This is a genomic window from Paracoccus sp. DMF-8 (assembly GCF_029309835.1).
Classification (GTDB): Bacteria; Pseudomonadota; Alphaproteobacteria; order Rhodobacterales; family Rhodobacteraceae; genus Paracoccus.
The window spans coordinates 250297-273855 of the sequence record NZ_JARJHL010000017.1 but is presented as its reverse complement, the minus strand read 5'-3'; the positions used below and the strand labels follow the sequence as shown (position 1 = coordinate 273855).

Sequence of the window (23559 nt, the reverse complement as noted above, 5' to 3'; positions counted from 1 at the left end):
CTTTTGGCCCGCCCTGCGATCCGGCGGCGATCCGGCAGCGGGCCGGGCAGGGGGGCCGGACAGGGGGAAACGAATGCAGTTCGACAGCGAATTCGATTTTATCGTCTCGGGCGCCGGTTCGGCGGGCTGTGCCGTCGCCGGGCGGCTGGCGGAATCGGGCAGGCACCGCGTGTTGCTGCTAGAGGCGGGGCCTGCGGACAGCGCGTTCTGGATCAAGGTCCCGATGGGCTATCCGATGCTGTTCACCAATCCCAAGGTGAACTGGATGTTCGAATCCGAACCGGAATCCGAGCTGAACAACCGCCCCATGTACAACCCGCGCGGCAAGGTGCTGGGCGGGACCAGTTCCATCAACGGCATGCTGTATGTGCGCGGCCATCCGAATGATTACGATACCTGGGCGCAGATGGGCAATCCGGGATGGGGCTGGCACGACGTCCTGCCCTTTTTCCGCAAGGCCGAGGATCAGGGCCGAGGCGCGGATGAATATCACGGCACCGGCGGGCCGCTGGCCGTGTCGGACCAGCCCAACCCCTCGCCCGTCGCGCTGGCGATCATTGAGGCGGCAAAGCAGACCGGCATCCCCGCCAATCCCGATTTCAACGGCGCCCGGCAAGAGGGCACGGGCCTGTTCCAGACCACCACCCGCAACCGCCGCCGCTGCAATTCGGCGCGGGCCTATCTGTCCAGGGCCGGGCGCAACCTGCGCATCGACACCGGCGCCCATGCGACGCGGCTGCTGTTTCAGGGGCGCGACTGCATCGGCATCGAATATCGCCAGAACGGCCAGATCCGGCGCGCCCGCGCGCGGCGCGGGGTTGTCGTCAGCGGCGGGTCGTTCGGTTCGCCGCAACTGCTGCAACTGTCGGGCATCGGCCCGGCGGATCATCTGCAAAGCCATGGCATCGGGGTCGTCCATGATCTGCCCGGCGTCGGATCCCGGCTGCGCGATCATTTCTATGCCTCGATCATCTTTCGCTGCCATGAGCCGGTGACGATCAACGAACTGGCGCGCAGCCCGCTGCGTCAGGTCATCGCGGGGGCGCAATATGTGCTGGCGCGGCGGGGTCCGCTGGCGGCAAACGGCATCTTTGCCGGGGTCTTCACCCGCACCGACGACACCCGCGACAGGCCCAATCTGCAGATCAACACGAATATCTGGTCGGTCGCCTCGCGCGATAAAAAGGGCATGCATGTCCATGATTTCCCCGGCTTTACCATGAGCCCGGTGCATCTGGACCCGGTCGCCACCGGCGAGGTGCGGCTGCGCAATGCCGATCCCTTTGCCGACCCGGTCATCCGCCACAATTTTTTCCGTGACGAGGTCGACCGCATGGCCATGGTCAATGCCGTCCGCATCGTGCGCAATATCGCCAGCCAGCCCGCGCTGGCGCGCTACATGGCGGGAGAAATCCGGCCCGGTCCCGATGTCCGGACCGATGACGAAATCACCGACTGGCTGCGCGGCAATGGCATCGCGAACCTGCATCCCGTCGGGTCCTGCGCGATGCGCCCTGCCAGCGCGGGCGGGGTGGTCGATCACCGGCTGCGGGTCCATGGTATCGGCGGGCTTTACGTCGCGGATGCCTCGATCATGCCAAGCCTGCCTGCGGGCAATACCAATGCGCCCTCGATCATGATCGGGGAAAAATGCGCGGCCATGATCCTCGAAGACGCGGCGGCCGGCCGAATTCAGACAAGCGGAGCAGCATGATGACCAGCGAAAACGATTACGACGTGATCGTCGTCGGCGCGGGCGGGGCCGGGCTGTCGGCGGCGCATATGGCCGCACAGGGTGGCGCGCGCGTGCTGCTGGTCGATGCGGGCGACCGGGCGGGCGGCTCGACCGCGCTGTCGGGCGGGGTGTTTTACGCGGCGGGCACATCGCTGCAACGCGCCGCCGGGATCGATGACACGCCAGAGGCGATGTATCGCTATTACCTGCACATCAACCAATACAAGCTGGACCCCGCGCTGGTGCGCCGCCTGTGCTATGACGCGACGCCCGGTTTTGAATGGCTGGTTTCGCTTGGTGTCCGTTTCCCGCAGGACAACCTGTATTGCTCGGGCGTGGACAAGATCCGTCGCGGCCACCGCGCCGAGGGTCATGGCGCCGAAATCGCCGAGGTTCTGGAAGGTTCGCTGACCGATCTGCCCGTCGACATCGCGCTGCGGACGCGGGTGCAGGGCCTGCTGGTTCAGGATGGCCGGGTGCGCGGCATCACCATCGACGGCGACCCGGTGACGGCGGGGGCGGTGGTCCTGGCGACGGGCGGCTTTGGCGCGAACCGGCAGTTGCTGGCGGAACTGTTCCCGACCGCCGCGCTGCAGGGCGATCTGTCGTGGTATATCGGTTCGACCCATGCGCAGGGCGACGGCATCCGCATCGGGCGCGGCATCGGCGCGGGCATCACCCGGCCGGACCGCGGGCTGTTGCTGATGACGCCGGGCTGGGCCAAGGAGTTGGAAACCTACCTGCCGCCCTCGCTGATCCATGTCACCCACGAAGGGCGGCGTTTCGTCGATGAATCCTGCGAATATTCGATCCTGTCGGAATTGTTGAACGAACAGACCGCGCGGGAATGTTTCTCGATCTTTGACGAAGCCGCGCGGGCGGTGGCCAAATCCCAGACCGCGCCGAACTGGTCGGCGGATCGGCTGGCGCATTTCATCGCGCAGGGCCAGATCGCGCAATCGGACACGCTGGAGGGGCTGGCCGCGCAGCTTGGCATCGACGCCGCGACCCTTGCCACCACCGTCGCCGCAACCAACCGCGCCGCCGAATTGGGTGAAGACGCGCATTTCTTCAAGCCCGGCGAGCATCTGAAACCTATCGCGACCCCGCCTCTTTACGGCGCGCGCATCCGCCCCGGCGATCGTCTGCTGGACCGGAACGGGCCTGCGCATCGACCCAGAGGCGCGCGTGCTGGACCAGTCCGACCGCCCCATCCCCGGCCTGTATGCGGCGGGCGAAACCACCGGCGGCATGTTCGGTCCCTGCTATGCGGGGGGCGGCGCATCCATCGGCAATGCCATCGTCTTCGGCCGGGTGGCGGGCACCAACGCAGCGGCAGAGGCGAAATCATGATCCTTGGCATCCATCACGCCGCGATTTCCACCCCCGATCTGGATCGGGCGCTGGCGTTTTACTGCGATGTCCTGGGCTTTACCGTCGCTTCGCGCATGGACTGGCCCCGGGGCACGGCGCTGCCCGACACGATCATGGCGCTGAACGGCTCGGCCGCGCGTCAGGCCAAGCTGCGCGCGGGCAACTGCTTTCTGGAACTGTTCGAGTTTTCCAGCCCCGAACCCGCGCCCCTGAACCGCCGGATTCAGGACCACGGCATCACCCATCTGGGCCTGCATGTCCGCGATCTGGAATCAGAGGTCGCGCGGCTGCAGGCCCTTGGCATCCGCTTTCGTTCGGACCCGCAGCGGCGGCCGACCCATGCCTCGGTCTATGGGCACGACCCGGATGGCAATGTGCTGGAACTGCTTGAGGTGAATGACGACAGCCATCCGTTTTCCTTCGCGACCCTTGGGGGTGACCGGGCATGAGCGCGCGTTTCGTGATCGCCGTCCTGACCAATCCGAAACCGGGGCAAGAGGCGGAATTCAACGACTGGTATGACAACCGCCACATCCCGAATGTGCTGGCGATCCCCGGCGTGCTGTCCGCGCAGCGCTATGATCTGGCGCCCGTGCAGCGCATGGACCCGCCCCATCCCTACGGTTATTTCGCCTTTTACGAGGTCGAAACCGAGGATCTCGCCGCGCTGATCGAGGATATGCGGGGCACGCGGCGGCACGCCCTGATGCCGATCTCGACGCGCTGGACCCTGAACGGCTGACGCTGGTCTTTGCCCCGCGCGGGGCGCCCCGCATGGCCACGGCATGAGCGACAGGCTGTGCCTGGATTTCCCGACCGCGCCTGACCTGCCTGCGGCGGATTTCATCCATCTGGCGGCGGATCTGGGGTTGGGGCGGGTGTCGCTGTTGCTGGCGCCGGTGCTGGGTCTGCCCGATTACCGCCTGTCCGCGCCCGGACCCGAGCGCCGCGCCGCGCAACGGGCCTTGCGCGAGACGGGCGTCCGTCTGGACATGGCGGAACCCTTTTGCGTCGCGCCGGACACGGTGACGGCCGACCTGCCGCCGCTGCTGGACATCGCCGCCGAACTGGGCGCGCGGCTGGTTAACCTGTTGGCGCGCACCCCTGATCTGCCCCGGCTTGGCCAACAGATGGGCGAAATTCGTGCCGCCGCGCGGGATCGCGGGCTTGGCATCGTCACCGAAATTTCCAGAACGCGGCACATTGGTCACGCTGGACCAGACCGCGCGCTTTATCCGCACCCGCGACCTGCCAATGACCATCGAACTGGATGCGCTGCATTTCTGGCGCGTGGGCGGTGATCTGGCGGATCTGCCGACCCATGCGGCGCATGTCGGGCGCATCCAGCTATGCGATGTCAAACCCGGCATCGCCCCCGCTGATGAACCGTCCGAGGCGCTGTCCGACCGCGCCCTGCCCGGCGCGGGCATCGCCGATCTGGTCGGTTTCCCGCGCCCGCTGCCCCGCACAGCCATCATCGGGATCGAGGTGCCGCAGGCTGGCATTCCCGGCCCGATGGCCGCCCGCTGCGCCTTGACGGCAACCCGAAACATACTGAAAACAATCGGAGAAAACGCATGAGCCGCCATTACGGAACCCTGTTCCAGCACGGATATGTCGTCCCCGACGCCGATGCCGCCGCGCATGACCGGGCGGCGCGCATGGGGGTCGGTCCCTCTTCATCTATCCCGTGCCGATCCCCTTTCAGGTGCTGAAGATCTGGGGCCAGCAGGTCACCCGTCAGGTCCACCAGCGCGTGCTGATGGGCTATACCGGCCCCGTCCAGATCGAGCTGATCGAACCCACGGAGGACGCCTCGCCCTATCGCGACTTTCTGGAACGGCGCGGGGCGGGATTGCAGCATTTCGGCTTTCTCCGCGACGATTTCGACGCCCAGATCGCGGCGGCAGAGGCGCGGGGCATGGTTCGCGCCATCGAAGGCCATCAGGCGCTGTCGCGCATGTGCTATCTTGCCGATCCGACCGACCCCGACGCGCCCATGATCGAACTGGTCGATCTGAAACCGGAACGCCGCCAGATGTTCGACCGGATGCGCCTGCCCTCGGTCGGGTGGGACGGCAATGACGTGATCCGCGAATTGTAAGGGGGAAGGATGATGGAATATCGCAAGATCGGGCGTTCCGGCCTGCGCGTCTCGACGGTGGGGCTGGGGTGCAACAATTTCAACTGGACCACGGATGAGGCGCAGTCGAAACGCGTCGTCGATGCCGCGCTGGACGCGGGCATCACCTTTTTCGACACGGCCAATATCTATGGCCATTCCGGCGGATCAGAGGAGTTTCTGGGCCGTGCCACAGGCGCGCGCAGGCCGCAGGCGGTGATCGCGACCAAATTCGGGATGCAGATGGCCGATGGCAGCAAGGGCGCCGACCGTTCCTATATCATCCGCTGCGTCGAAGACAGCCTGCGGCGTTTGGGCACCGACTGGATCGACCTGTATCAACTGCATGAATCCGACCCCTCGACCCCGATCGAGGAAACGCTGGATGCGCTGGACCGGCTGATCGGGCAGGGCAAGGTGCGCTATATCGGCACCTCGAACATGGCCGATTGGGAAATCGCCCATGCCCATCATCTGGCGCGCGAACTGGGGGTGCAGCATTTCATTTCGCTTCAGGCGGAATATTCGCTGATCCGGCGCGGGGCAGAGGCTGCGACGATCCCCTGCCTGAATGCGCTTGGCATGGGGTTCCTGCCCTGTTTCCCGCTGGCCTCGGGGCTGCTGACCGGGAAATACCGGGGCGGAAATGTCGATGCGGGCCGCTTTGGCAAGATCGACCGGCTGGCGGAGCGCTACGATGACGCTACGAAAACATGGTGCGCATCGACCGCATCGCGGATTGGTGCGACCAGAACGGGCTGAACATCACCGATGTGGCCTTTGCCTGGCTGCTGTCGAAGCCTGTCGTGGCCTCGGTCATGGCGGGGGCGACCAAGCCCGAACAGGTTACGGCCAATGCCAAGGCCGCCAGCCTGCGGCTGAGCGCCGATCAGATCGCCGCGCTGGAAGGGATGTTGCACGATGACTGAAGCATTGAAAAAGGTCGCCGTGATCACCGGCGCGGGTTCGGGCCTTGGGGCGGCGACGGCGCGGCGGTTTCACCGCGACGGCTGGACCCTTGTGCTGGGCGATCTGCGCGCCGAAGGGGTGGGCGCGCTGGCGCAGGAACTGGGGGCTACGGCCCTGACCTGCGATGTCGCGGACGAAGATCAGGTTGCCGCGCTGGTCGCGGCGGCGGTCGAACGTCACGGGCGGCTGGATTGCATGATCAACAATGCGGGCATTCTGGGTGCCATCGGCCCGGTTGGCCGCACCCCCGCCCGCGATTTCAACCGTGTGCTGGACATCATGGTCAGCGGCGTCTTTTACGGGACCAAACATGCCGCGAATGCGATGGGCGAAGATGGCGGGGTGATCCTGAACACCGCCAGCCTGGCCAGGATCGGGGCATGGGCGAACCATTCCTACACGACCGCGAAACATGCGGTCGTCGAGCTGACGCGATCCACCGCGGTCGAGCTGGCGTCGCGAGGCATCCGCGTCAATGCGCTGGCGCCGGGCAATGTCGTCACGGGCATGACCAGCAGCCTCAGCGGCGGGAAAAAGGCGGCCCATGACCGGGCGCTGGCGCGCAATCCGGTGCCCTATGTCTGCACGGCCGACGATATCGCCGATGCCTTCGCCTATCTGGCCGGGCCTTCGGCGCGGGGCATCACGGGGCAGGTTCTGGTCATCGACAGCGGGCTGAGCACCGCCGTCGTGCCCCCGGCCTATCATCAGGCCGAGGATCGTTTCGTCGACTGAACGCGCATCACAGGGCGCCGCGCCGGTTCAGGTCGCGGCGTTTCTGACCATGATTTCAACATCTTCGCGGATGATCTTGCCGCTGGTGCTGCGCGGGAAATCGGCGACGGGGATAAAGACCACGCCCTTGGGCCGCTTGTAGCCCGCCAGATTGGCCCGGCACAGCGCAATGACCTGATCCTCGTCCAGCGTGTCGTCACTGCGGGCGATGACGGCGACGGGAGCCTCGCCCCAACTGTCGTCCGGCCTGCGCACGACGATGGCATCGGCGACGCGGGGATCGGCCAGAATCACGCGCTCGATTTCGGCGGGATAGATATTCTCGCCCCCGGATTTGATCAGGTACTTCGACCGGCCCGCGAATTCGTAACCCTCGGCGCTGCGGCGGAACAGGTCGCCCATGTGGAACCAGCCACCGCTGAAATTGTCGCGGTTGACCTGATCGGCGTTCCAGTAGCCGCTGAACAGCGTCGGGCCGCGCACCCATGCCTCGCCGGTCTCGCCGGGGGCGACGTCTTGGCCGTCCGGCCCGACAAGGCGCAGTTCGGTCAGGATGCTGATCTTTTTCGCAAGGCTGCGCGGCATGGTTCCGGGCTGGATCAGGTCACCGGACAGGGGCGGCATGCCGGTTTCGGTCGCACCGAAGGAATTCAGATAGGGTGCGTTCAACAGCCGCGTCACCTCGTCGATGACGGCGGCGGGGGTCATGTCGGCCATGGCGCCGACGACGCGCACGCCCTTGATCGGGCCGGGGTCGCGGCGCAGCTGGTCCAGCAGCAGTTCGGTCGTCGCCGGGATGGTCATCAGCCAGCCGATGCGGAATTCGCGCAGCGTCTGCATGATCGCATCGGTCTGAAAGCCATCCATGATCGTGACCGTGCCGCCGATCAGCAGGGTCGAGAACAGATGCTCCGTCCCGCCCATGTGGAACATCGGCGCCCGGGAGATATAGCCGTCATCCAGCGTCAGGCCCAGATCCAGCCGGAAGGCGCACATCCGCGCGATCTGTGCGCGCTGGCTGATGACGGCGGCCTTGGGGCGGCCCGTCGTGCCGGATGTGTAGATGATGATGAAACCGTCCTCGGCCTGGGCCTGTTCGGTGGTGTCGCCATCGCGGCCAAGGCTGCGCAGATCGACCGGTTCCAGCGCCGGACAGGCCGCCCGCGCCAGATCGCGGTGACGGTCCGAAGCCAGCAGCAGGCGCGGCTGAACCAGTTCGATGCACCAGGCCAGTTCCGGCGCGACAAGGCGCCAGTTCAAACAGGCGACCATCGCGCCCAGTTTCGCGCAGGCCAGTTGCGTCAGGGCATATTCCAGACAGTTTTCCGACAGCACCGCGACGCGGTCGCCGCGCCCGACGCCCCGCGCCACCAGATCGGCGGCGATGCGGTTCGCGGCGGCGATGATCTGGGCGTAGGTCATGCGGCAATCCCCTTCGATCAGGGCCAGCGCATCGGGCGCGGCCTCGGCGCGGGCGACGATCAGGCGCCAGAGATTGGTGGTCGAGGCGCCAAGGATCTCTTGCATCACGGTCTTTCCTTTCGGGTAAGCTGGACGGCCAGAACGGTGGCGTCGCGGGTGGTGGCGCGCAATTCGGCGGCTTCGTCGGCGAGCCGGATGGACAGCATATCACCTTCGAAAACATTGCCCAGAAAGCGCGCGGTGATCCGGGCGAATTCGGCCTGCGGATCGCGTGCCATCGCGGCGCTGAGGACATAGGCCAGATTGGCGGGGCCGGGGTTGACGCGGTTCGGGCCAAAGCCCGCTGCTGCTGCCGCCGCGCGGCTGAGGTGGATGGCGTTGTCGTCGCGCAGGGCGGCGCACCATTCCGCCATGTCATCGCCGCTGACCGGTCCGAATGTCGCGTCAGGTCGTGTCGTGTCGCTGCTCATCTTCCACCACCGGAGTTATCATCTTGAACCGCAGGATGCTGGCCGGGCCGCTCGCGTCCGACAGGGTGATCGCCAGCACCAGATGGTCGGCCATGCCAAAGCGGCGGCTTGGCTTGCGCGTCAGGTCAAGGATTTCGGTCGATACCCGGTAACGCTGTCCGGTGCGCAGGCGGCCCGGATAGGTCATCGTGCATTCGCCCAGAACCGGCCCCGCATCAAAGGCCAGCCCAAGCGCGCGGCTGAAATCACCGATGCGCATCGGCATCCCGCCAAGCGCGCCCAGATAGGCATGGATCGGATGGGCGCGGTCGCCCTGACGGGGCGGGGCGGCGGAAAGCGCGCGCACCCGGTCGTCCAGTTCCGGCGTCAGGTCGAACCAGCCGTCCGGCATGTCGCGCGGGTCGGTTGCAGCCTCTGGCCGGGGCATCAGCGGCCGATCCGGGCAAAGCGGCGTTCGATTTCCGGGCCGATATTGTCGAAATAACTGGTGTCGGCCAGATCCGACATGGCCGCGACCTTGAACAGCGCGCGGGCGTTCATCACCGGGCGGCCGTCCACGCTGCAACGCATCAGGGCAAAGACCAGATTGCGGGTCTTGCGCGTCACCTCGATATCGCCGCGCACCCATTCGCCCATGTTGACGATGGACAGAAAGTCGATGTTCATCGAAATCGTCGGCACGACGGCGGCCTGATAGCCGACCAGATGCTGGACGCCATAGGCCTGCATGTCGGTAAAGGCGCCAAGCGCCGCGCCATGGCAGTAGCGCGAGGGGTTCAGGTGGCGTTCCGTGCAGCGAAAGCCCACGGCAAAGCTGCCGGGGCCGTCGCGGGTCGCATGGACAGGCCCGAAGGTATCGCAGAACCCGCCGGGGGATGGCAGTTCGATCCAGCCGTCCGGCGTGGCATAGGTGCTTTCCCAGTCTTGCGGGCGATAGAAGGCTTCTGCTGACATGGGTGATCCCTGTGGTCGCAGCAATAAATATGCAAAAATAATAAAATAATATAATGAACGGCAAGTCAATATGTGCAAATCTATGCGTCGAATATGGGAGGATGATATGACCGATCTGGAAAGCCGCCTTGACCGGCTGGAATCGCGTGCCGAGATTCTGGCGCTGATTTCACATTACTGCAAAGCCTGCGATGATCGCGACGTGCCGCTGCTGCGGTCGCTGTTTCGCGAAAGCTCTGGGTGCGTTCCGCCGATGGGCGCATGACGGGGCAGGGGCTGGACGGCATCATGCAGATGTATCGCAAGCGGTTCGAGGTGCTGGGCCTGTCGGTCCACTGGACCCATGACACGGTCATCACCTTTGACCCCGAAAACCCCGACCGCGCCACGGGCGAGGTGTTTTGCCATGCCGAAGCCGTGCGCAATCAACAGGTTCTGGTCGGCTCGCTGCGGTATGAGGACGAATATCGCCGGGAAAACGGGCAGTGGTTCTTTGCCTCGCGGCTGCTGAAATTCCTGTATTACGTCCCGGTGCAGGCCTATGCTGAGGCGCTGGCCTCGCCCCTGCGGCAGCGCGGCTATGATACGCCCTTGCCGGGCGATTACCCGGAAACGCTGCCAAGCTGGACGGGTTGGGTCGAGACATTACCCGGCACCGGGACAGCCAGGCGTGATTCTGGGGGTCCATCACACGGCGATTTCCACCCGTGATATCCAGCGGCTGATCGGGTTTTACACGGGGCTGTTGGGTTTCACGCTGGTGCATCGCCACGAATGGGAACCCGGCGCGCCGGTGCAGAACCGGTTGTTGGGCACGCAGGGGGCGCAGGCGCAGATGGCGATGTTGCGCCATCACAACTGCTTTCTGGAACTGTTCCAGTTTTCCAGCCCCGACCCCGAAATGCGAGATCGCGAACAGCGCCTTTTCGGGGCCGGTCTGACGCATATCGGGCTGGTCGTCTCGGATATCCGGGGCGAATATGCGCGGCTGCTGGCGGCGGGGATGCCGTTCAACTCCGAACCTTTGGCGCGTCCCGGTCTGACGGCCGTCTATGGCCGCGATCCCGATGGCAATGTCGTCGAGCTGCTGGAATTTCACGATCCGGATCAGACCTTTGCGCCGCATTGGCAGATGCCTGACACGGTCTGATGCGAGACATGGAAAAGGCCCCGAAACGGGGCCTTTTCATCATGCCGGATCCGTTCGCGGGGTCACATGACCAGCGACATCGGGGTTTCGATCCGCGCCTTGAGCGTGGACAGGAATTGCGCCGCAACCGCGCCGTCGATGCCGCGATGATCGGCCGACAGGGTCAGGGTCAGCACGCTGGCAAAGCGGATGCCGCCGCCTTCGGCCTCGCGCGCCTCGCGGCGGGGACCGCCGACGGCCAGAATGGCGCCCTGCGGCGGGTTGATGATCGCGTCGAACTGGCGCACGCCATACATACCAAGGTTCGACAGCGTGAAGGTGCCGCCGCGCAGGTCATCCGCCGTCAGGCTGCGGTCGCGCGCCGCCGCGATCAGCCGCCCCGCCTCGGTCGAGATATCGGACACCGACCGCGCCGCCGCATTGCGGATGACCGGCGTGATCAGCCCCGCGTCAATCGCCACCGCCACGCACAGGTCGACCTGATCGAAACGGGTGATGCCATTGTCCGAGACATGGATGTTCACCTCGGGATGGGCGGCCAAGGCCAGCGCGGTCGCACGCAGCATGAAGTCGTTGACCGACAGCTTGCCCGCGCCCTCGCGGCCCGCATTGAACTGCGCGCGCAGCGCCATCAGCGCGTCGATTTCGACATCCATCGCGGTGTAGAAATGCGGCACCGTCTGTTTCGACTGGCGCAGCGCATTGGCGATGGATTTGCGCATCCCGGTAAAGGGTTGCTCGACGCCCGGCGTTGCCGCCAAGGCGACAGGGGCGGCAGCCGCTGGCGCCGCGACAACAGGCGACCACAGGCCCGCCGCCTGCGCCGCCGCCTGCGCATCGGCCAGCGAAATCCGCCCGCGATAGCCGGTCGCGCTGAGCCCGCTGATATCCAGCCCAAGCGCATTGGCGAAATTCACCGCGATCTGGCTGGCCTTGGCACCGGCATTGCGCGCCGCCGCCTGTTCGGGGGAGAGCGCGGCGGGCGTGGACGGCAGGTCGGTCTTGCGGACCTTGCCGTTCACGCCCGATCCGGTCACCTGGGTCAGATCAATGCCTTGCTGACCGGCGATGCGACGGGCCAAGGGGGAAGCCTTCACATCAGCGCTGTCCGCCGCGGCCAAGGAGGAGGGCGCCGCTGCGGGTTCGGGGGGCGGGGGTATCGGAATCGGGGTCGAACGAGGCATTGACCGCGACATAGGAGGCGATGAATTCGGCAACGCGGTCATCGCTGACGCTGTCATCGGCCAGCACGGCGATCAGGGCGCCGACGGGCGCGGTTTCGCCTTCGGGCGCCAGAATGCGGCGCAGCTTGCCGCCCTTGTCGGTGTCCAGCGTGTTGACGATCTTGTCGGTTTCGATATCGACCAGTTCGGTGCCGGGTTCGATCGCATCGCCTTCGGCAACCAGCCAGCGCGAGATCTGCCCCTCGGACATTTCAAGCCCCCATTTGGGCAGCGTGACGGGATGAATATCGGCCATGCTCATTCTCCTTTCACGGCTTTGCGGATGGCCGCTGCGATCCGGTCGGGGCCGGGCACATACATCCGTTCAAGTTCGCGGGCGAAGGGCACGGGGGTATGGGGTGCGGTGACGCGGATGACGGGGCCGCGCAGGGACGAAAAGCCCTTTTCCGCCGCGATGGCCGCGATTTCGGATGCGATGGAACACATCGGGTTCGATTCGTCGACGACCACCAGCCGCCCGGTCAGCGACAGGCTTTCCAGAATCAGTTCCTCGTCGATGGGCGAGGTGGACCGCAGGTCGATCAGATCAAAGGTGATGCCCTCCTCGGCCAGTTTGGCGGATGCCTTTTGCGAAAACGGCACCATCCGGCCAAGCGTGACGACGGTCGCATCCTTGCCCGATTGCACAAGGTTCGCGCCATGCAGCGGCGCGATATATTCGCCATCCGGCACCTCGCCCTTGGTCGAATACAAGGCCTTGTGTTCCAGAAAGATCACCGGGTCGTCGTCGCGGATCGCGGCAGCCAGCATCCCCTTGGCGTCCGCCGGGTTCGAGGGCACGACGACCTTCAGCCCCGGCACCGCCGACAGCATCGAATAGATGGTCTGGCTGTGCTGCGCGCCCGCGTTCATGCCCGCGCCCATCGACATGCGCACGACGACCGGCGCCTTGGCCTTGCCGCCGAACATATACCGGAACTTGGCCAGCTGGTTGTAGATCTGGTCCATGGCGACGCCGACGAAATCGGCAAACATCAATTCGGCGACGGGACGCATCCCGGTCAGCGCCGCGCCATTGGCAAGGCCGATGATCGCGCTTTCGGAAATCGGCGTGTCGATGACACGATGTTCGCCAAATTCGGTGATCAACCCCTTGGTGACGCCGAAAATGCCCCCCGCAGCGTCACGGCTGCCGGACGAGCCGCCCGCGCCGCCGGACACGTCTTCGCCCATGACGATGACACTGGGGTCGCGGCGCATTTCCTGAAACAGCGCCTCGTTCAGCGCATCTCTTACGGATTTAACGGTCATGGCTTGTCCTGGTAATCGGCGTAGACATCGGCCAGCATCACCTCGGGTCCGGGTGTCGGGCCGGCCTTGGCGGATGTCACGCAATCTTCGATAAAGGCGGCGACTTCGCTGTCGATGGCGTCCAGTTCGGCGGCGTCCAAAGGGCCCGCCTCGGTCACCCTGGCGCGGAAATGCAGCAGGGCGTCGCGGGTTTCGCGCAGGCCCTTGACCTCGTCCTTGGCGCGGTAATTCTGCGGATCTCCTTCGAAATGGCCGAAATAGCGCGTCGCCTCGGCGACCAGCGCGCAGGGACCCTTGCCCGCGCGGACATGTTCCAGCGCATCGGCCATCGCCTGATGGACCGAGAAATAATCGAACCCATCCGCCTGAAAGACCGGCAGGCCAAAGCCTTCGGTGCGCTGCACGATGTCCGACCCGATCATGTAGGTTTCGCCGGTATGTTCGGAATAGCCGTTCAGTTCAAAGACAAAGATCTTGGGCAGCTTCAGCACGACGGCCATGTTCATCGCCTCGAACACGGTGCCCTGGTTCGATGATCCGCCGCCGCCAAAGGACACCGAAACGCTGCCATCGCCGCGCGCCAGACAGGTCAGCGCCGCGCCAACCGCGATCGGGGGGCCGCCGCCGACGATGCCATTGGCGCCCAGCATCCCCTTGTCGATATCGGCGATATGCATGGAACCGCCGCGCCCTTTGCACAGCCCATCCGCGCGGCCATAGATTTCATGCATCATCAGGCGCGGATCGCAGCCCTTGGCGATGCAATGGCCGTGCCCGCGGTGGGTCGAACTGATGTAGTCGCGGTCGGTCAGATGTTCGCAGATGCCCACGGCAATCGCTTCCTGCCCGGCATAAAGATGCGTGAAACCCGCAATTTCGCCGCTGCGGTTTTCGATATGTAGCTTTTCTTCGAATTCCCGAATCATCCGCATCTGGCGATAGGCCCTGAGAATGTCGGTGCGGCTTTGCTGCATGGGTCTCTCTCCGCTTTCTGTGTCTGAAAGCTGGTCGATTTTCAGGGTGATGTCAATTTATATATGTTCAAATCTGCGGCGTTGTGTATATTTAAGCAAGCATAAATGTATTTTTGGAGGAGTTGATGGATTTCCGGCTGACCGAGATCCAGCGTGACCTGCAAGAGGCCGCCCGCAGGTTCGCGCGCAGCGGGTTGACGGATCTCGCCCGCGAGCTTGAGGAAAAGGCAGAGCCTGTCCCGCATGACGTGATCCGGCGCTACGCTGAAATGGGCTTTCTGGGCATCAACGTGTCCGAGGAATATGGCGGGCTTGGCCTTGGCAATCTCGAGGCGCTGCTGGTCGTCGAGGAATTTGCCAAGATCAGTTCCGCCGTGGCCTTTCCGGTGTTCAGATCCTGCGTGGGCCCGGTCCGTGCCATCGAACATTTCGCCCCAGAATCGCTGAAGACGCGCGTCATCCCCGAAGTGTGCCGGGGCGAAAAGGTCATCGCCATCGGCATGTCCGAACCCGATGCGGGATCGGCGCTGACCGACCTGAAGACCCGCGCCCGTGTCGAAGGCGACAAGGTCGTGCTGAACGGCAACAAGCGGTGGTGTTCGGGCGGCGGCCATGCCGACGGCTATGTGATCTATGCGCGTTTCGACGACACGCCCGGCGCGGGCGGGATCGGTGCGGTCTATCTGGAAAAGGGCACGCCCGGTTTCAGCTTTGGCCCGCAGGAAAAGCTTATGGGCTTTCGCGGCGTGCCGTCCAGCGATCTGTTTTTCGACAATGTCGAACTGCCGCTGGAAAACATCGTCGTTCCCGGCGGTGGCTTCAAGCGCCTGATGGAGGCGTTCGATCTGGAACGCTGCGGCAATGCGACCATGTCGCTTGGCCAGGCATCCGGCGCGCTGGAGGATGTTCTGGAATACGTTCAGGAACGCCAGCAATTCGGCCGTCCGCTGGTCGATTTTCAGGCGGTGCAGATCAAGCTGGCCGAAATGCGCCTGCGCGTCGATGCCGCCCGCCTGCTGATCCATCGCGCGGCGCAGAACGCGCAGGATGGTATGCCCTCGATCCTCGACAGTTCGCTGGCGAAATGCTTTGCCAATGAAATCTCGCGCGAGGTGACGGGGAATGCGGTGCAGTTGATGGGCGGCTATGGCTATTCCAAGGAATATCCGATGGAACGCCGGCTGCGCGATTCTCGGGGCTGGGGCATCGCGGGTGGCGCCGTGGATATCCAGAAGGTGAACATCACCGCCGCCATGGTCGGCCGCCGCTTCAATCAGCGCCGGTCGTGAACATCCTGCCGGGCGGGTTGACCTGCCCGGCGCTTCGCCAGAGGCTGCATGCCGTAAACGAGACGAGGGAAAGATGATCCCCAAGAATCTGGGTTCGGGCGATCAGGACGAATTCACCGATGTCGGTTCGACCATGCAGGTGCCCGGCAAGGCGCCGTGGTTCGTGACCGCAGCCGGGCGCGAGGTGATCCTGTGTCGTCAGGGCGATGAAATCGTCGCCTTTTCCGGAAATTGCACCCATCAATTCGCGAAGCTTTCGCAGGGCGAGGTCGAGGGCACGATTGTCAGATGCCCGGCCCATGGCGCGCGGTTCGATTGTTCGACCGGCAAATCCCTGTCCTCGATGTGCCGCGATCTGCCCAAGGTCGAGGTCCGGATTCAGGGCCGCCGCGTCTTGGTGCGCGCCCGTTAGATCCGGAAATCGTCCAGCGATTTTCTCAGCAGCCTTGCCCGGTCGAGCGCGCTGATGCCCTGCTGTTGCAGGCGCAGCATCGGGACCTCGACATCCAGCGGCAGATCGGGCGATGTCAGGTCCAGGATCTGTTGCAGGGGCAATTCGCCCTGACCGGGAATGGCGCGATCCTCGACCGCCTCGGCAAAGGCATCTGCGGGCGCGGTCAGGGGCGCGTCGCAAAATTGCAGCGCGCCGATCCGGTCGGCGGCGGGCGCGATATCGGCGGGGCTGCCGCCGGTGCGCGCCAGATGCAGCGGGTCCAGCAGCAGGCTGAGGTTGGCATGGCCATTGTCGCGCACGAAAGCCGCCGCAATCGGCAGGGTCGACAGCGTCGAATAGGCCATGAATTCGATGGAAATCGCAATGCCGCGTTCCGCCGCCGCATCGCAGGTCCGCGACAGCCGGTCAGAGGCGCGGCGCAGGTCGCGGTCATAGATCAGCACGGTCGCCCGTTTCGCGCCGATATCCGCCGCGTGATCCAGAACCGGCAGATATTCCGCCGGATCGGTGCGGCCGGAAAAGGGCAGGGCCTCGATATTATGGACCTGAACGCCGGTCGTCCGCATCACCTCGCGGAAGGCTGCGGTTTCCGCGCCGGGTTTCAGGCGTGGAAAGATATCCAGTTGCGGCGCGGGCGGATGCAGAAACACCGACACATGGTCAAAGCCCGTATCCGCCGCGATGCAGCAAAGCGCGACCGGATCGGTGTCGCGCAGGCTAAGCTGGTGCAGGGTCAGGATGCGCGACATGTCCGGTTACGACCCCAGATAGCTTTCGATGACCCGCTGGTCCTGCATCAGATCGGCCGAGGCGCCCTCGATCACGATCTTGCCGCGATCCAGCACATAGGCGCGCTGCGTGCATTCCAGCGCGCGAAAGGCGTTCTGTTCGACCAGCAGGATCGTCAGCCCCTGCCGGTTCAGGCGGATCAGCGCGTCAAAGACCTGATCGCTCATCAGGGGCGACAGGCCAAGCGAAGGCTCGTCCAGTAAAAGGATATCGGGCGCGCCCATCAGCGCGCGACCGATGGCCAGCATCTGCTGCTGCCCGCCCGACAGCGTGCCCGCGATCTGGGTGGCGCGTTCCTGCAGAATGGGAAAGATGTCATAGACCTGTTCCAGCGTGTATTTCGCCGGGCGCCGGCCCTGCGCCAACATGCCAAGCTGCAGGTTTTCCCAGACCGACATATCGGCCAGCACCTGCCGCCCTTCGGGGACCTGCAACAGCCCCTGACGCGCAACCTGATAGGCGGCTAGCCGCCCCAGATCCCGGCCGTTGAAGGTGACCTGACCCTTTTGCGGCGTGACCGCGCGGCTCAGCGCGTTCAGCAGCGTCGATTTCCCCGCCCCGTTCGAGCCGACCAGCGCGACCATTTCGCCCTTGTTCACATGCAGGCTGACATCGCGCAGGGCCTGAATGCCTTTGTAGGAAACCCAGATATTCCTGACGTCAAGCAGCATGGGCCTTGCCTCCGATATAGGCCTCGATGACCTTGGGGTCGCGGGTGACGGTTTCGGGCGCGCCCTCGGCGATCATACGGCCGGAATCCAGCACATAGACATGGCTGCACAGGCGCGACACAAAGGCCACGTTATGTTCGATCAGCAGCAGCCCCATGCCGGATTTCGCAAGGCTTTCAAAGATCTCGGCCATCTCGGCGGATTCGACTTCGTTCATGCCGGCGACGGGTTCGTCCAGCATGACGATGCGCGGCGATGCGGCGATGGAGCGCGCCATTTCCACGCGGCGCTGGTGGCCATAGGGCAGGCTGCCCGCGTCCAGATCGGCATATTCCTGAATGCCGAAGCGGCCCAGCAATTCCCACGCCTGTTCACGCAGCCGCCGGGTTTCGGCCAGCGCGGCAGGCAGGCCCAGCAGGCTGGAGATGACGCCGGTCTGCTGCTTGCGGAAAAAGCCGATGACGACATTGTCCAGCACGCTTTCCTCGGGCAGCAGGCGGATGTTCTGGAAGGTGCGGGCGATGCCGCAGCGCGCGACCTGATCGACATGCAGACGGGTGATCTGCTGGTCGTCCAGCCAGACCTCGCCATGGGTCAGGCTGTAGACGCCGGAAATCATGTTCACGACGGTGCTTTTCCCCGCGCCGTTCGGGCCGATCAGCCCGGTGATGCGGCCCGAGGGGACGGTCATGTTGATCCCGTCGACGGCCTTGAGACCGCCGAAATATTTGCAGGCACCCTCAATCCGTAGCGATGACATGTTTGTCTTCCTTATGGGGTTGCGGGGTCAGGGCGGTGGTCTGGTTCCTGCGGCGCATGCGGCGGCGGAACCAATAGACCAGTTCGTCGCCGACGCCATTGGGCAGGAAGGTGATGACCAGGATCAGGATGGCACCGTTGACGATGCCCCGGTTTTCGGCCAGCGGCCGGGCCAGTTCGGGCAGAACCGCCATGATCAGCGCGCCCGCAATCGGGCCAAGCAGCGTATTGCGCCCGCCCAGCACGACCACGGTCAGGCTGGCGACCATGGCGTGAAAGCCGAAATCGATGGGTTCGATATTGAAGACATACAGCGACCGCAGCGAGCCAAAGACCGCGCCGATCACACCCGACAGCACAAAGGCCAGCGCGTAATAGTTCTTGATCGGGATCCCAAGCGAGGCGGCGACGGAATCGTCCTGACGCAGCGCGCTGAAGACCCTGCCGACCGAGGTGCGGTTGATCGACCAGATCACATAGATGGTGACCAGCACCGCCAGCAGCAGCCAGCCCGTGTTCATCACCCGCGGGATGCCCGAAATGCCGATGGCGCCGCCGGTAAAGGCTTCGAAATACAGCAGCAGCGCGATCACGACCTGCACGAATGCCAGCGTGGCAATGGCCTGAAAGGCGCCGCGCAGCCGGGCCAGCGGCACCGACAGGATATAGCTGGCCGCGATCCCGACAAAGGCCGCGATCATGATGGCAAAGGGCACGGGAACGCCGTGGCGGGTGACAAGGATTGCGGTGGCATAGGCGCCAAGCGCCGAAAACCCTGCGGTCGCAATCGAAAACACCCCGGCGCGCAGCGCAAGCTGCTGGCTGTAGCCAAGCCCGACGGCCAGCAGGAAAAAGTCGATCAGCGGCTGGTTCGCATAGTAGAAGGACATCATCTGCGGCTTCCCCCTGCATAATTGCCTGCCCGGCCGAACAGCCCGTTCGGAAAGAACAGCAGCGTGACGAACAGCAGGGCAAAGATGATCGCCGTCGACAGCTCGCTGGACAGGTAGGCGATGGTCAGCGACTGGATGATGCCAATCAGGATGGCGGCGATCACCGCCCCTTGCAGCGACCCAAGCCCGCCGATCACGACGACGACGAAGGCTTGCAGCAAAAACGGCTCGCCCATCATGAAGTGGATCGAGTTGAAGGACAGCCCGATCAGCACGCCCGCAAGCCCGGCCAGCGCGCCCGCGATGAAAAACGTCTGGCGATAGACCGCAGGCGCCGAAATCCCCAGCAGGGCCGAGGCGTTTTCATTGCTGGACACCGCCCGGACCTGACGGCCAAAGCTGGTGCGGTTGATGTAATAGGCCAGCGCCAGAACCAGAACCAGCACAAGCCCCAGGATCGTCAGCTGCAACAGCGAGGTCCGCAGGCCAAGGATATTGTAGAACTTGACCGGGAAGGTGCCGAAGGGAAAGCTGAGCACCTTGGTATTCGACACCCGTTGCGCGATGTTCATCAGGATCAGGTCGACCCCGATCGAGGTGACGATGGCCGCGAATTCCGCGTGCCCCGCCTTGCGCAACTGCCGGAAGGCGACGAAATCGACGATCACCGAAATGACGCCCGTCGATACTGTCGCCAGCAGCAGCGCGAACCAGAAGGGCAGCCCCTGCACGGTCGCATAATAGGCGATGAAGGCCCCGGCCATGAAGATGGCGCCATGGGCAAGGTTCAGCAGCTTCTGCACGCCGAATATCAGCGTAAAGCCTAGCGCGAACAGGGCATAGATCGCCCCGGACACGGTTCCGTTAAGTATCTGTTGCAGGAGCATCCCGGTTGTCCGTCATTGCTGGGCGGCCATGGCGGGCGAATGCGCCACGGCCTGCCGGATGGCGTGGATCAGCGCGGCGCGGCGACGAATTCGCCACCCTGCACCGTCAGCACGTTCATGCCGACATGGGGATAGCGTTTTTCGTCGACGGAATAGGTGCCCTGACCGGCGGCGACGCGCACGTCCTTGGTCTGGCCCAACTGATCGCGCAAGGCCTCGCGCGAGGCGTCAGGCCCCATGTTCTTCAGCGCATTGGCCATGACCAGCATGCCGCCGTAACCGACCGCGTTCCAGTTGTCGGCGGCGTGGCTGAAGCGCGCGGTGAATGCCTGATCAAAGGCCGTGGTGAATTCGTCGTAACCGCCCGGCACCCAATCGGCGATAAAGGTCACGCCCTCGACCCCGGCGCCGCCACGTTCCAGAAACTCGGGCGAGGCGAACGCGTTATGGCCGAAAACCGGGATCGCCGGGTCCAGACCGGCCTGACGCAACTGGACGATGATATTTGCCCCCTGAGAAGCCGAGGCCGAGACAAAGACGCAATCCTGTTGCGCCGTCGCGATCTTAGTCGCGACCGACGAGAAATCGGAATCCGTGCCGCCGACCTGTTCGACGGTGGTGATCTTGACACCCTTGTCGGTGACCAGCTTTTCGAACTGCTTTTGCAGCGCGACATAGGCCTCGATATCGCGGATGCCGATGATGGCGCATTCCTTGACGCCTTTCACATCGGCCGCATATTCCGCCAGGTAGGGAATGGTGATTTCCGGCGGCTGCGTCAGGATGAAGGACCACGGCCCCTGTTCCAGCACCTCGGGCGAATTGGTCGTGGTGATGACCGGCACGCTGTATTGGTTTCCCGAGGACGCACCGGCAATCGCCACCGCGCCGCTGGTCGGCCCCAGAATGCCCAGAACCGAGGGGTCATTGGCATAGCGGGCGATCAGCGACATGGTCTGCGTGCGGTCGGTCGCATCATCGGCATAGGTGACCTTGAGCGTATTGCCCTCGCCCAACAGGCCCTGTTCGTTGATCTGCTGTTCGGCAAGGCGCATCCCGTCCGCCACCGCCGTTCCGATGAAGGCCGCGGGGCCGGTCAGCGCCTGCAGGACGACAACGTGATATTCTTCGGCCCTGGCCGCAGCGCCGGTCAGCAGCGCCATCGCGGCCGAGGTCAGGAACAGTTTGGATAGCTTCATGACACCTTCCTCCCCAGGAGTGTATGATTGTGGCGACAGCGGCACCTTTGCGGCGGCAGTGTCCCGAACGGATCAGCGTGGATTCGTTAATCGGCAGCCTATCATGTATACAAATTTGCGGTATATAAATATTTTGTTATGATAGTAAAAATATTGATCTGACCTCCGGCGTCCGGTCAGACGCTGGCGGCCAGTTCAACAGCCTGTTCGCGAAGTTTGAACTTCTGGATCTTGCTTGCCGACATCGGCCATTCGGCGATGAAGTGGACAGCGCGCGGAACCTTGAAGCTGGCAATCCTGCCCTTGCAATAGGCGATAAGTTCGGCGGCGTCCACGGCCTCGCCGGGAACCAGTTCGACAAATGCGACCGGGACCTCCTGCAGGCGCTCATCGGGCTTGCCGACAACCTGGCAGGTTTTGACCGCCGGATGCTTGGCGACAATCATTTCTATTTCCAGCGCGGCGACATTTTCGCCCCCGACCTTCAGCATATCCTTGGCGCGGCCGTGGAACATCAGCGTGCCCGCATCGTCCAGGGAACCAAGGTCGCCGGTATGGAACCAGCCGTCACGTTTGGCCTCGGCGGTTTTGGCGGCGTCGCGGTAATATTCGGTGAAGATCGAAAAGCCTTTGACGCAGATCTCTCCGATCTCGCCGGGGGCGGCCTCATGGCCGTCTTCGCGGATGATCTTGACCGACAGGCCGGCAAAGGGACGGCCAAGGCGATTCAGCCTTTCGGTTTCGCTGTCCGACGGGTCGCTGGTCGTCACGGTGCCCGCCGTTTCCGTCATGCCATAGGTGCCGACAAAGACCGCATTCGGAAAGCTTTTCCGCATCAGCGCGCGGAACGGTTCGGCGCTGAGTGCCATCGAGCAGTTGATCAGCCGCAGCGAAGCCATGTCCTCGGCCCGGAAATCGGGATGGTAGACCATATCGGACAGAAACAGCGCAAAGCTGGGATAGCCGACGGTGGGCCGGACTTCGCGAATCAGCCGCAGCGCGGTGCCGGGGTCGAAATGCTGCATGCTGGCGTAGGTCGCCCCGGCATGCCAGGCCGCACAAAGCGGAAACAGCGCGCCGACGTGGAACATGGGCAACGGCGACCAGAAGACGTCCTGATCGGTCATGCCGTAGCGTTCCGCAAGCCCGATGCCGGTGCGCACCAGCGCCTCGTGGCTGATCATGCAGCCCTTGGGGTCCGAAGTCGTCCCCGATGTATACAGGATCAGCGCCGTTTGACGCAGGGTCACGGCGCGTCGCAGCGCCTCGATCACCTCGGGTTTCGTGAACCGTGCGTAACCGCTGGAAACGGACTGGCGCAGGCAGCCCGGCGAAACCTCGTCATTCAGCAGCGTGATCCCGCGCAGGCGCGGCGCATCGGACAGGGCGACGGGCTGATCGGGCGATGCCTGCTGCAAGGCGGGAAAGGCCTGATACAGACGCGCGCGAAAATCCAGCCCCTCGGCTACCGACGTGGTCGAGATGATATGCACCAGATCGGCATTCACCGTCTGATACCGCAATTCGTATTCGCGGTAGCGCGCGTTCATCGGCACCGAAACCGCGCCCAGATAGGCCAGCCCGAAATAATATTCCAGATATTCGATGCAACTGGGCAGGAACAGGCCGACATGGTCGCCCGGCCTGATGCCAAGCCCGTGCAACTCGCGCGCGCGCAGCATCGCCGCCTCGTGCAACTGGGCAAAGCTGCGTTTGTCGCCGGGAAAGCGGATGGCATCCTTGTCGGGCCAAAGGGATCTGGCCCGCACCAGCAGGTCGCCGACTGTCGTGGTGGTGGTATATTCCGATTGCGTTGGCATTCGTCCTCCCAGGCCCGGTGGCATCGGGCCGCATGCAGTGCCCGGTGGGCCGGGTTTAGTCCTCGGGGGCCAGCTCGACTTCGAGACCGGCCAGCGCGTCCGTGATTTCGATCTGGCAGCTCAGGCGTGACGTGTCGCGATAGGCGGGCAGGAATTCGATCAGCTCGACCTCATCCGCTTGCTGTGCGGGCAGGTGTTCGGCCCAATGCGCGGGGATATAGACGTGGCATGTCGCGCAGGAACACGAGCCGCCGCAGATCGCCGCGATATCAAGCCCGGCGGTGTCGCGCAGCGCCTCCATCAGGGTCATGCCGGGGTCGGCGTCGAATTCCTTGACGCTGCCGTCGCGGTCGGTGGCAATGATGCGTGGCATTGGCTTCCTTGATATGGCTGGTGAT

30 protein-coding genes are annotated in these 23559 nt (G+C 64.3%); 14 read left to right on the top strand and 16 right to left on the bottom strand.

From position 1 onward, the window contains the following. Positions 1 to 73 precede the first annotated feature (73 nt). From PE067_RS19370 to PE067_RS19330, 9 genes are all read left to right on the top strand, one after another. Positions 74 to 1714: a GMC family oxidoreductase N-terminal domain-containing protein gene (locus PE067_RS19370; RefSeq protein ID WP_276191372.1), complete on the top strand. Its 1641-nt coding sequence runs from the start codon at positions 74 to 76 to the stop codon at positions 1712 to 1714. After that, complete coding sequence (locus PE067_RS19365) at positions 1714 to 3558, top strand: FAD-dependent oxidoreductase (RefSeq protein WP_276191370.1); 1845 nt, start codon at positions 1714 to 1716, stop codon at positions 3556 to 3558. The genes PE067_RS19370 and PE067_RS19365 overlap by 1 nt, the downstream gene beginning before the upstream one ends. Beyond that, a complete protein-coding gene (locus PE067_RS19360; RefSeq protein ID WP_276191368.1) occupies positions 3555 to 3851 on the top strand; it encodes a DUF4286 family protein in 297 nt (98 codons plus the stop codon). Before PE067_RS19365 ends, PE067_RS19360 begins: the two co-directional genes overlap by 4 nt. Positions 3852 to 3894: 43 nt before the next feature. Next, positions 3895 to 4410, top strand: a complete 516-nt coding sequence (locus tag PE067_RS19355) for a hypothetical protein (protein ID WP_276191366.1) — start codon at positions 3895 to 3897, stop codon at positions 4408 to 4410. Then, the gene (locus PE067_RS19350; protein ID WP_276191365.1) at positions 4364 to 4690 is read left to right on the top strand and encodes a hypothetical protein; all 327 of its coding nucleotides are present in this window, start codon (positions 4364 to 4366) and stop codon (positions 4688 to 4690) included. Before PE067_RS19355 ends, PE067_RS19350 begins: the two co-directional genes overlap by 47 nt. 109 nt (positions 4691 to 4799) lie before the next feature. Further along, positions 4800 to 5213 (top strand): VOC family protein, encoded by a 414-nt coding sequence (locus tag PE067_RS19345; RefSeq protein WP_276191364.1) that lies wholly within the window; start codon positions 4800 to 4802, stop codon positions 5211 to 5213. A gap of 12 nt (positions 5214 to 5225) precedes the next feature. Then, positions 5226 to 5993, top strand: coding sequence for an aldo/keto reductase (locus PE067_RS19340; protein ID WP_276191362.1), 768 nt, complete (start codon positions 5226 to 5228; stop codon positions 5991 to 5993). Then, positions 5945 to 6160: an aldo/keto reductase gene (locus PE067_RS19335; protein ID WP_276191360.1), complete on the top strand. Its 216-nt coding sequence runs from the start codon at positions 5945 to 5947 to the stop codon at positions 6158 to 6160. Before PE067_RS19340 ends, PE067_RS19335 begins: the two co-directional genes overlap by 49 nt. Beyond that, positions 6153 to 6935: an SDR family oxidoreductase gene (locus PE067_RS19330; protein ID WP_276191359.1), complete on the top strand. Its 783-nt coding sequence runs from the start codon at positions 6153 to 6155 to the stop codon at positions 6933 to 6935. The genes PE067_RS19335 and PE067_RS19330 overlap by 8 nt, the downstream gene beginning before the upstream one ends. Positions 6936 to 6962: 27 nt before the next feature. Here the strand turns inward: PE067_RS19330 and PE067_RS19325 are convergent, their stop codons facing one another. Genes PE067_RS19325 through PE067_RS19310 form a run of 4 tightly spaced genes read right to left on the bottom strand, consistent with a single transcriptional unit; the run spans position 6963 to position 9781 of the window. Continuing rightward, complete coding sequence (locus tag PE067_RS19325) at positions 6963 to 8462, bottom strand: AMP-binding protein (protein ID WP_276191604.1); 1500 nt, start codon at positions 8460 to 8462, stop codon at positions 6963 to 6965. Next, positions 8462 to 8827: a MaoC/PaaZ C-terminal domain-containing protein gene (locus PE067_RS19320; RefSeq protein WP_276191358.1), complete on the bottom strand. Its 366-nt coding sequence runs from the start codon at positions 8825 to 8827 to the stop codon at positions 8462 to 8464. Before PE067_RS19320 ends, PE067_RS19325 begins: the two co-directional genes overlap by 1 nt. Beyond that, a complete protein-coding gene (locus PE067_RS19315; protein ID WP_276191356.1) occupies positions 8802 to 9254 on the bottom strand; it encodes a hypothetical protein in 453 nt (150 codons plus the stop codon). Before PE067_RS19315 ends, PE067_RS19320 begins: the two co-directional genes overlap by 26 nt. Beyond that, positions 9254 to 9781, bottom strand: coding sequence for a PaaI family thioesterase (locus PE067_RS19310; protein WP_276191355.1), 528 nt, complete (start codon positions 9779 to 9781; stop codon positions 9254 to 9256). Before PE067_RS19310 ends, PE067_RS19315 begins: the two co-directional genes overlap by 1 nt. A 106-nt stretch (positions 9782 to 9887) precedes the next feature. On the opposite strand from PE067_RS19310, the gene PE067_RS19305 reads away from it, so the two are divergent. The 3 genes from PE067_RS19305 to PE067_RS19295 are packed head-to-tail and all read left to right on the top strand — an operon-like array spanning position 9888 to position 10931. After that, positions 9888 to 10046, top strand: coding sequence for a nuclear transport factor 2 family protein (locus tag PE067_RS19305; RefSeq protein WP_276191353.1), 159 nt, complete (start codon positions 9888 to 9890; stop codon positions 10044 to 10046). Further along, positions 10022 to 10492 carry a nuclear transport factor 2 family protein gene (locus PE067_RS19300; RefSeq protein ID WP_276191351.1) on the top strand — a complete coding sequence of 157 codons (471 nt, stop codon included), beginning with the start codon at positions 10022 to 10024 and terminating at the stop codon, positions 10490 to 10492. Before PE067_RS19305 ends, PE067_RS19300 begins: the two co-directional genes overlap by 25 nt. Then, the gene (locus PE067_RS19295; protein ID WP_276191350.1) at positions 10452 to 10931 is read left to right on the top strand and encodes a VOC family protein; all 480 of its coding nucleotides are present in this window, start codon (positions 10452 to 10454) and stop codon (positions 10929 to 10931) included. The genes PE067_RS19300 and PE067_RS19295 overlap by 41 nt, the downstream gene beginning before the upstream one ends. A gap of 62 nt (positions 10932 to 10993) precedes the next feature. Here the strand turns inward: PE067_RS19295 and PE067_RS19290 are convergent, their stop codons facing one another. The 4 genes from PE067_RS19290 to PE067_RS19275 are packed head-to-tail and all read right to left on the bottom strand — an operon-like array spanning position 10994 to position 14400. After that, positions 10994 to 12115: a dihydrolipoamide acetyltransferase family protein gene (locus tag PE067_RS19290; RefSeq protein ID WP_276191349.1), complete on the bottom strand. Its 1122-nt coding sequence runs from the start codon at positions 12113 to 12115 to the stop codon at positions 10994 to 10996. Then, positions 12030 to 12410 (bottom strand): biotin/lipoyl-containing protein, encoded by a 381-nt coding sequence (locus tag PE067_RS19285; protein ID WP_276191348.1) that lies wholly within the window; start codon positions 12408 to 12410, stop codon positions 12030 to 12032. Before PE067_RS19285 ends, PE067_RS19290 begins: the two co-directional genes overlap by 86 nt. A gap of 2 nt (positions 12411 to 12412) precedes the next feature. Continuing rightward, complete coding sequence (locus tag PE067_RS19280; RefSeq protein ID WP_276191347.1) at positions 12413 to 13426, bottom strand: alpha-ketoacid dehydrogenase subunit beta; 1014 nt, start codon at positions 13424 to 13426, stop codon at positions 12413 to 12415. Beyond that, positions 13423 to 14400: a thiamine pyrophosphate-dependent dehydrogenase E1 component subunit alpha gene (locus PE067_RS19275; protein ID WP_276191346.1), complete on the bottom strand. Its 978-nt coding sequence runs from the start codon at positions 14398 to 14400 to the stop codon at positions 13423 to 13425. Before PE067_RS19275 ends, PE067_RS19280 begins: the two co-directional genes overlap by 4 nt. Before the next feature lie 125 nt (positions 14401 to 14525). Here PE067_RS19275 and PE067_RS19270 point away from each other — a divergent pair, with 125 nt between their 5' ends. Beyond that, entirely contained in the window at positions 14526 to 15689 is a 1164-nt protein-coding gene (locus tag PE067_RS19270; protein ID WP_276191345.1) for an acyl-CoA dehydrogenase family protein, read from the top strand. A 73-nt stretch (positions 15690 to 15762) separates the two neighbouring features. Continuing rightward, a complete protein-coding gene (locus PE067_RS19265; protein WP_276191344.1) occupies positions 15763 to 16101 on the top strand; it encodes a Rieske (2Fe-2S) protein in 339 nt (112 codons plus the stop codon). Here the strand turns inward: PE067_RS19265 and PE067_RS19260 are convergent. From PE067_RS19260 to PE067_RS19225, 8 genes are all read right to left on the bottom strand, one after another. After that, positions 16098 to 16892, bottom strand: a complete 795-nt coding sequence (locus PE067_RS19260) for a TIM barrel protein (protein WP_276191343.1) — start codon at positions 16890 to 16892, stop codon at positions 16098 to 16100. The two genes, PE067_RS19265 and PE067_RS19260, sit on opposite strands and share 4 nt — an antisense overlap. A 6-nt stretch (positions 16893 to 16898) precedes the next feature. Continuing rightward, positions 16899 to 17603: an ABC transporter ATP-binding protein gene (locus PE067_RS19255; protein ID WP_276191341.1), complete on the bottom strand. Its 705-nt coding sequence runs from the start codon at positions 17601 to 17603 to the stop codon at positions 16899 to 16901. Then, on the bottom strand, positions 17593 to 18363 hold the full coding sequence (locus PE067_RS19250) for an ABC transporter ATP-binding protein (protein ID WP_276191339.1): 771 nt from the start codon (positions 18361 to 18363) through the stop codon (positions 17593 to 17595). Before PE067_RS19250 ends, PE067_RS19255 begins: the two co-directional genes overlap by 11 nt. Next, positions 18344 to 19255, bottom strand: coding sequence for a branched-chain amino acid ABC transporter permease (locus PE067_RS19245; protein WP_276191337.1), 912 nt, complete (start codon positions 19253 to 19255; stop codon positions 18344 to 18346). Before PE067_RS19245 ends, PE067_RS19250 begins: the two co-directional genes overlap by 20 nt. Continuing rightward, positions 19252 to 20142, bottom strand: coding sequence for a branched-chain amino acid ABC transporter permease (locus tag PE067_RS19240; RefSeq protein WP_276191336.1), 891 nt, complete (start codon positions 20140 to 20142; stop codon positions 19252 to 19254). The genes PE067_RS19245 and PE067_RS19240 overlap by 4 nt, the downstream gene beginning before the upstream one ends. 68 nt (positions 20143 to 20210) lie before the next feature. Next, positions 20211 to 21341: an ABC transporter substrate-binding protein gene (locus tag PE067_RS19235; RefSeq protein ID WP_276191335.1), complete on the bottom strand. Its 1131-nt coding sequence runs from the start codon at positions 21339 to 21341 to the stop codon at positions 20211 to 20213. Positions 21342 to 21517: 176 nt separating this feature from the next. Beyond that, positions 21518 to 23161, bottom strand: coding sequence for a class I adenylate-forming enzyme family protein (locus tag PE067_RS19230; RefSeq protein ID WP_276191333.1), 1644 nt, complete (start codon positions 23159 to 23161; stop codon positions 21518 to 21520). Positions 23162 to 23216: 55 nt separating this feature from the next. Beyond that, on the bottom strand, positions 23217 to 23534 hold the full coding sequence (locus PE067_RS19225; protein ID WP_276191331.1) for a 2Fe-2S iron-sulfur cluster-binding protein: 318 nt from the start codon (positions 23532 to 23534) through the stop codon (positions 23217 to 23219). Positions 23535 to 23559: the final 25 nt, after the last annotated feature.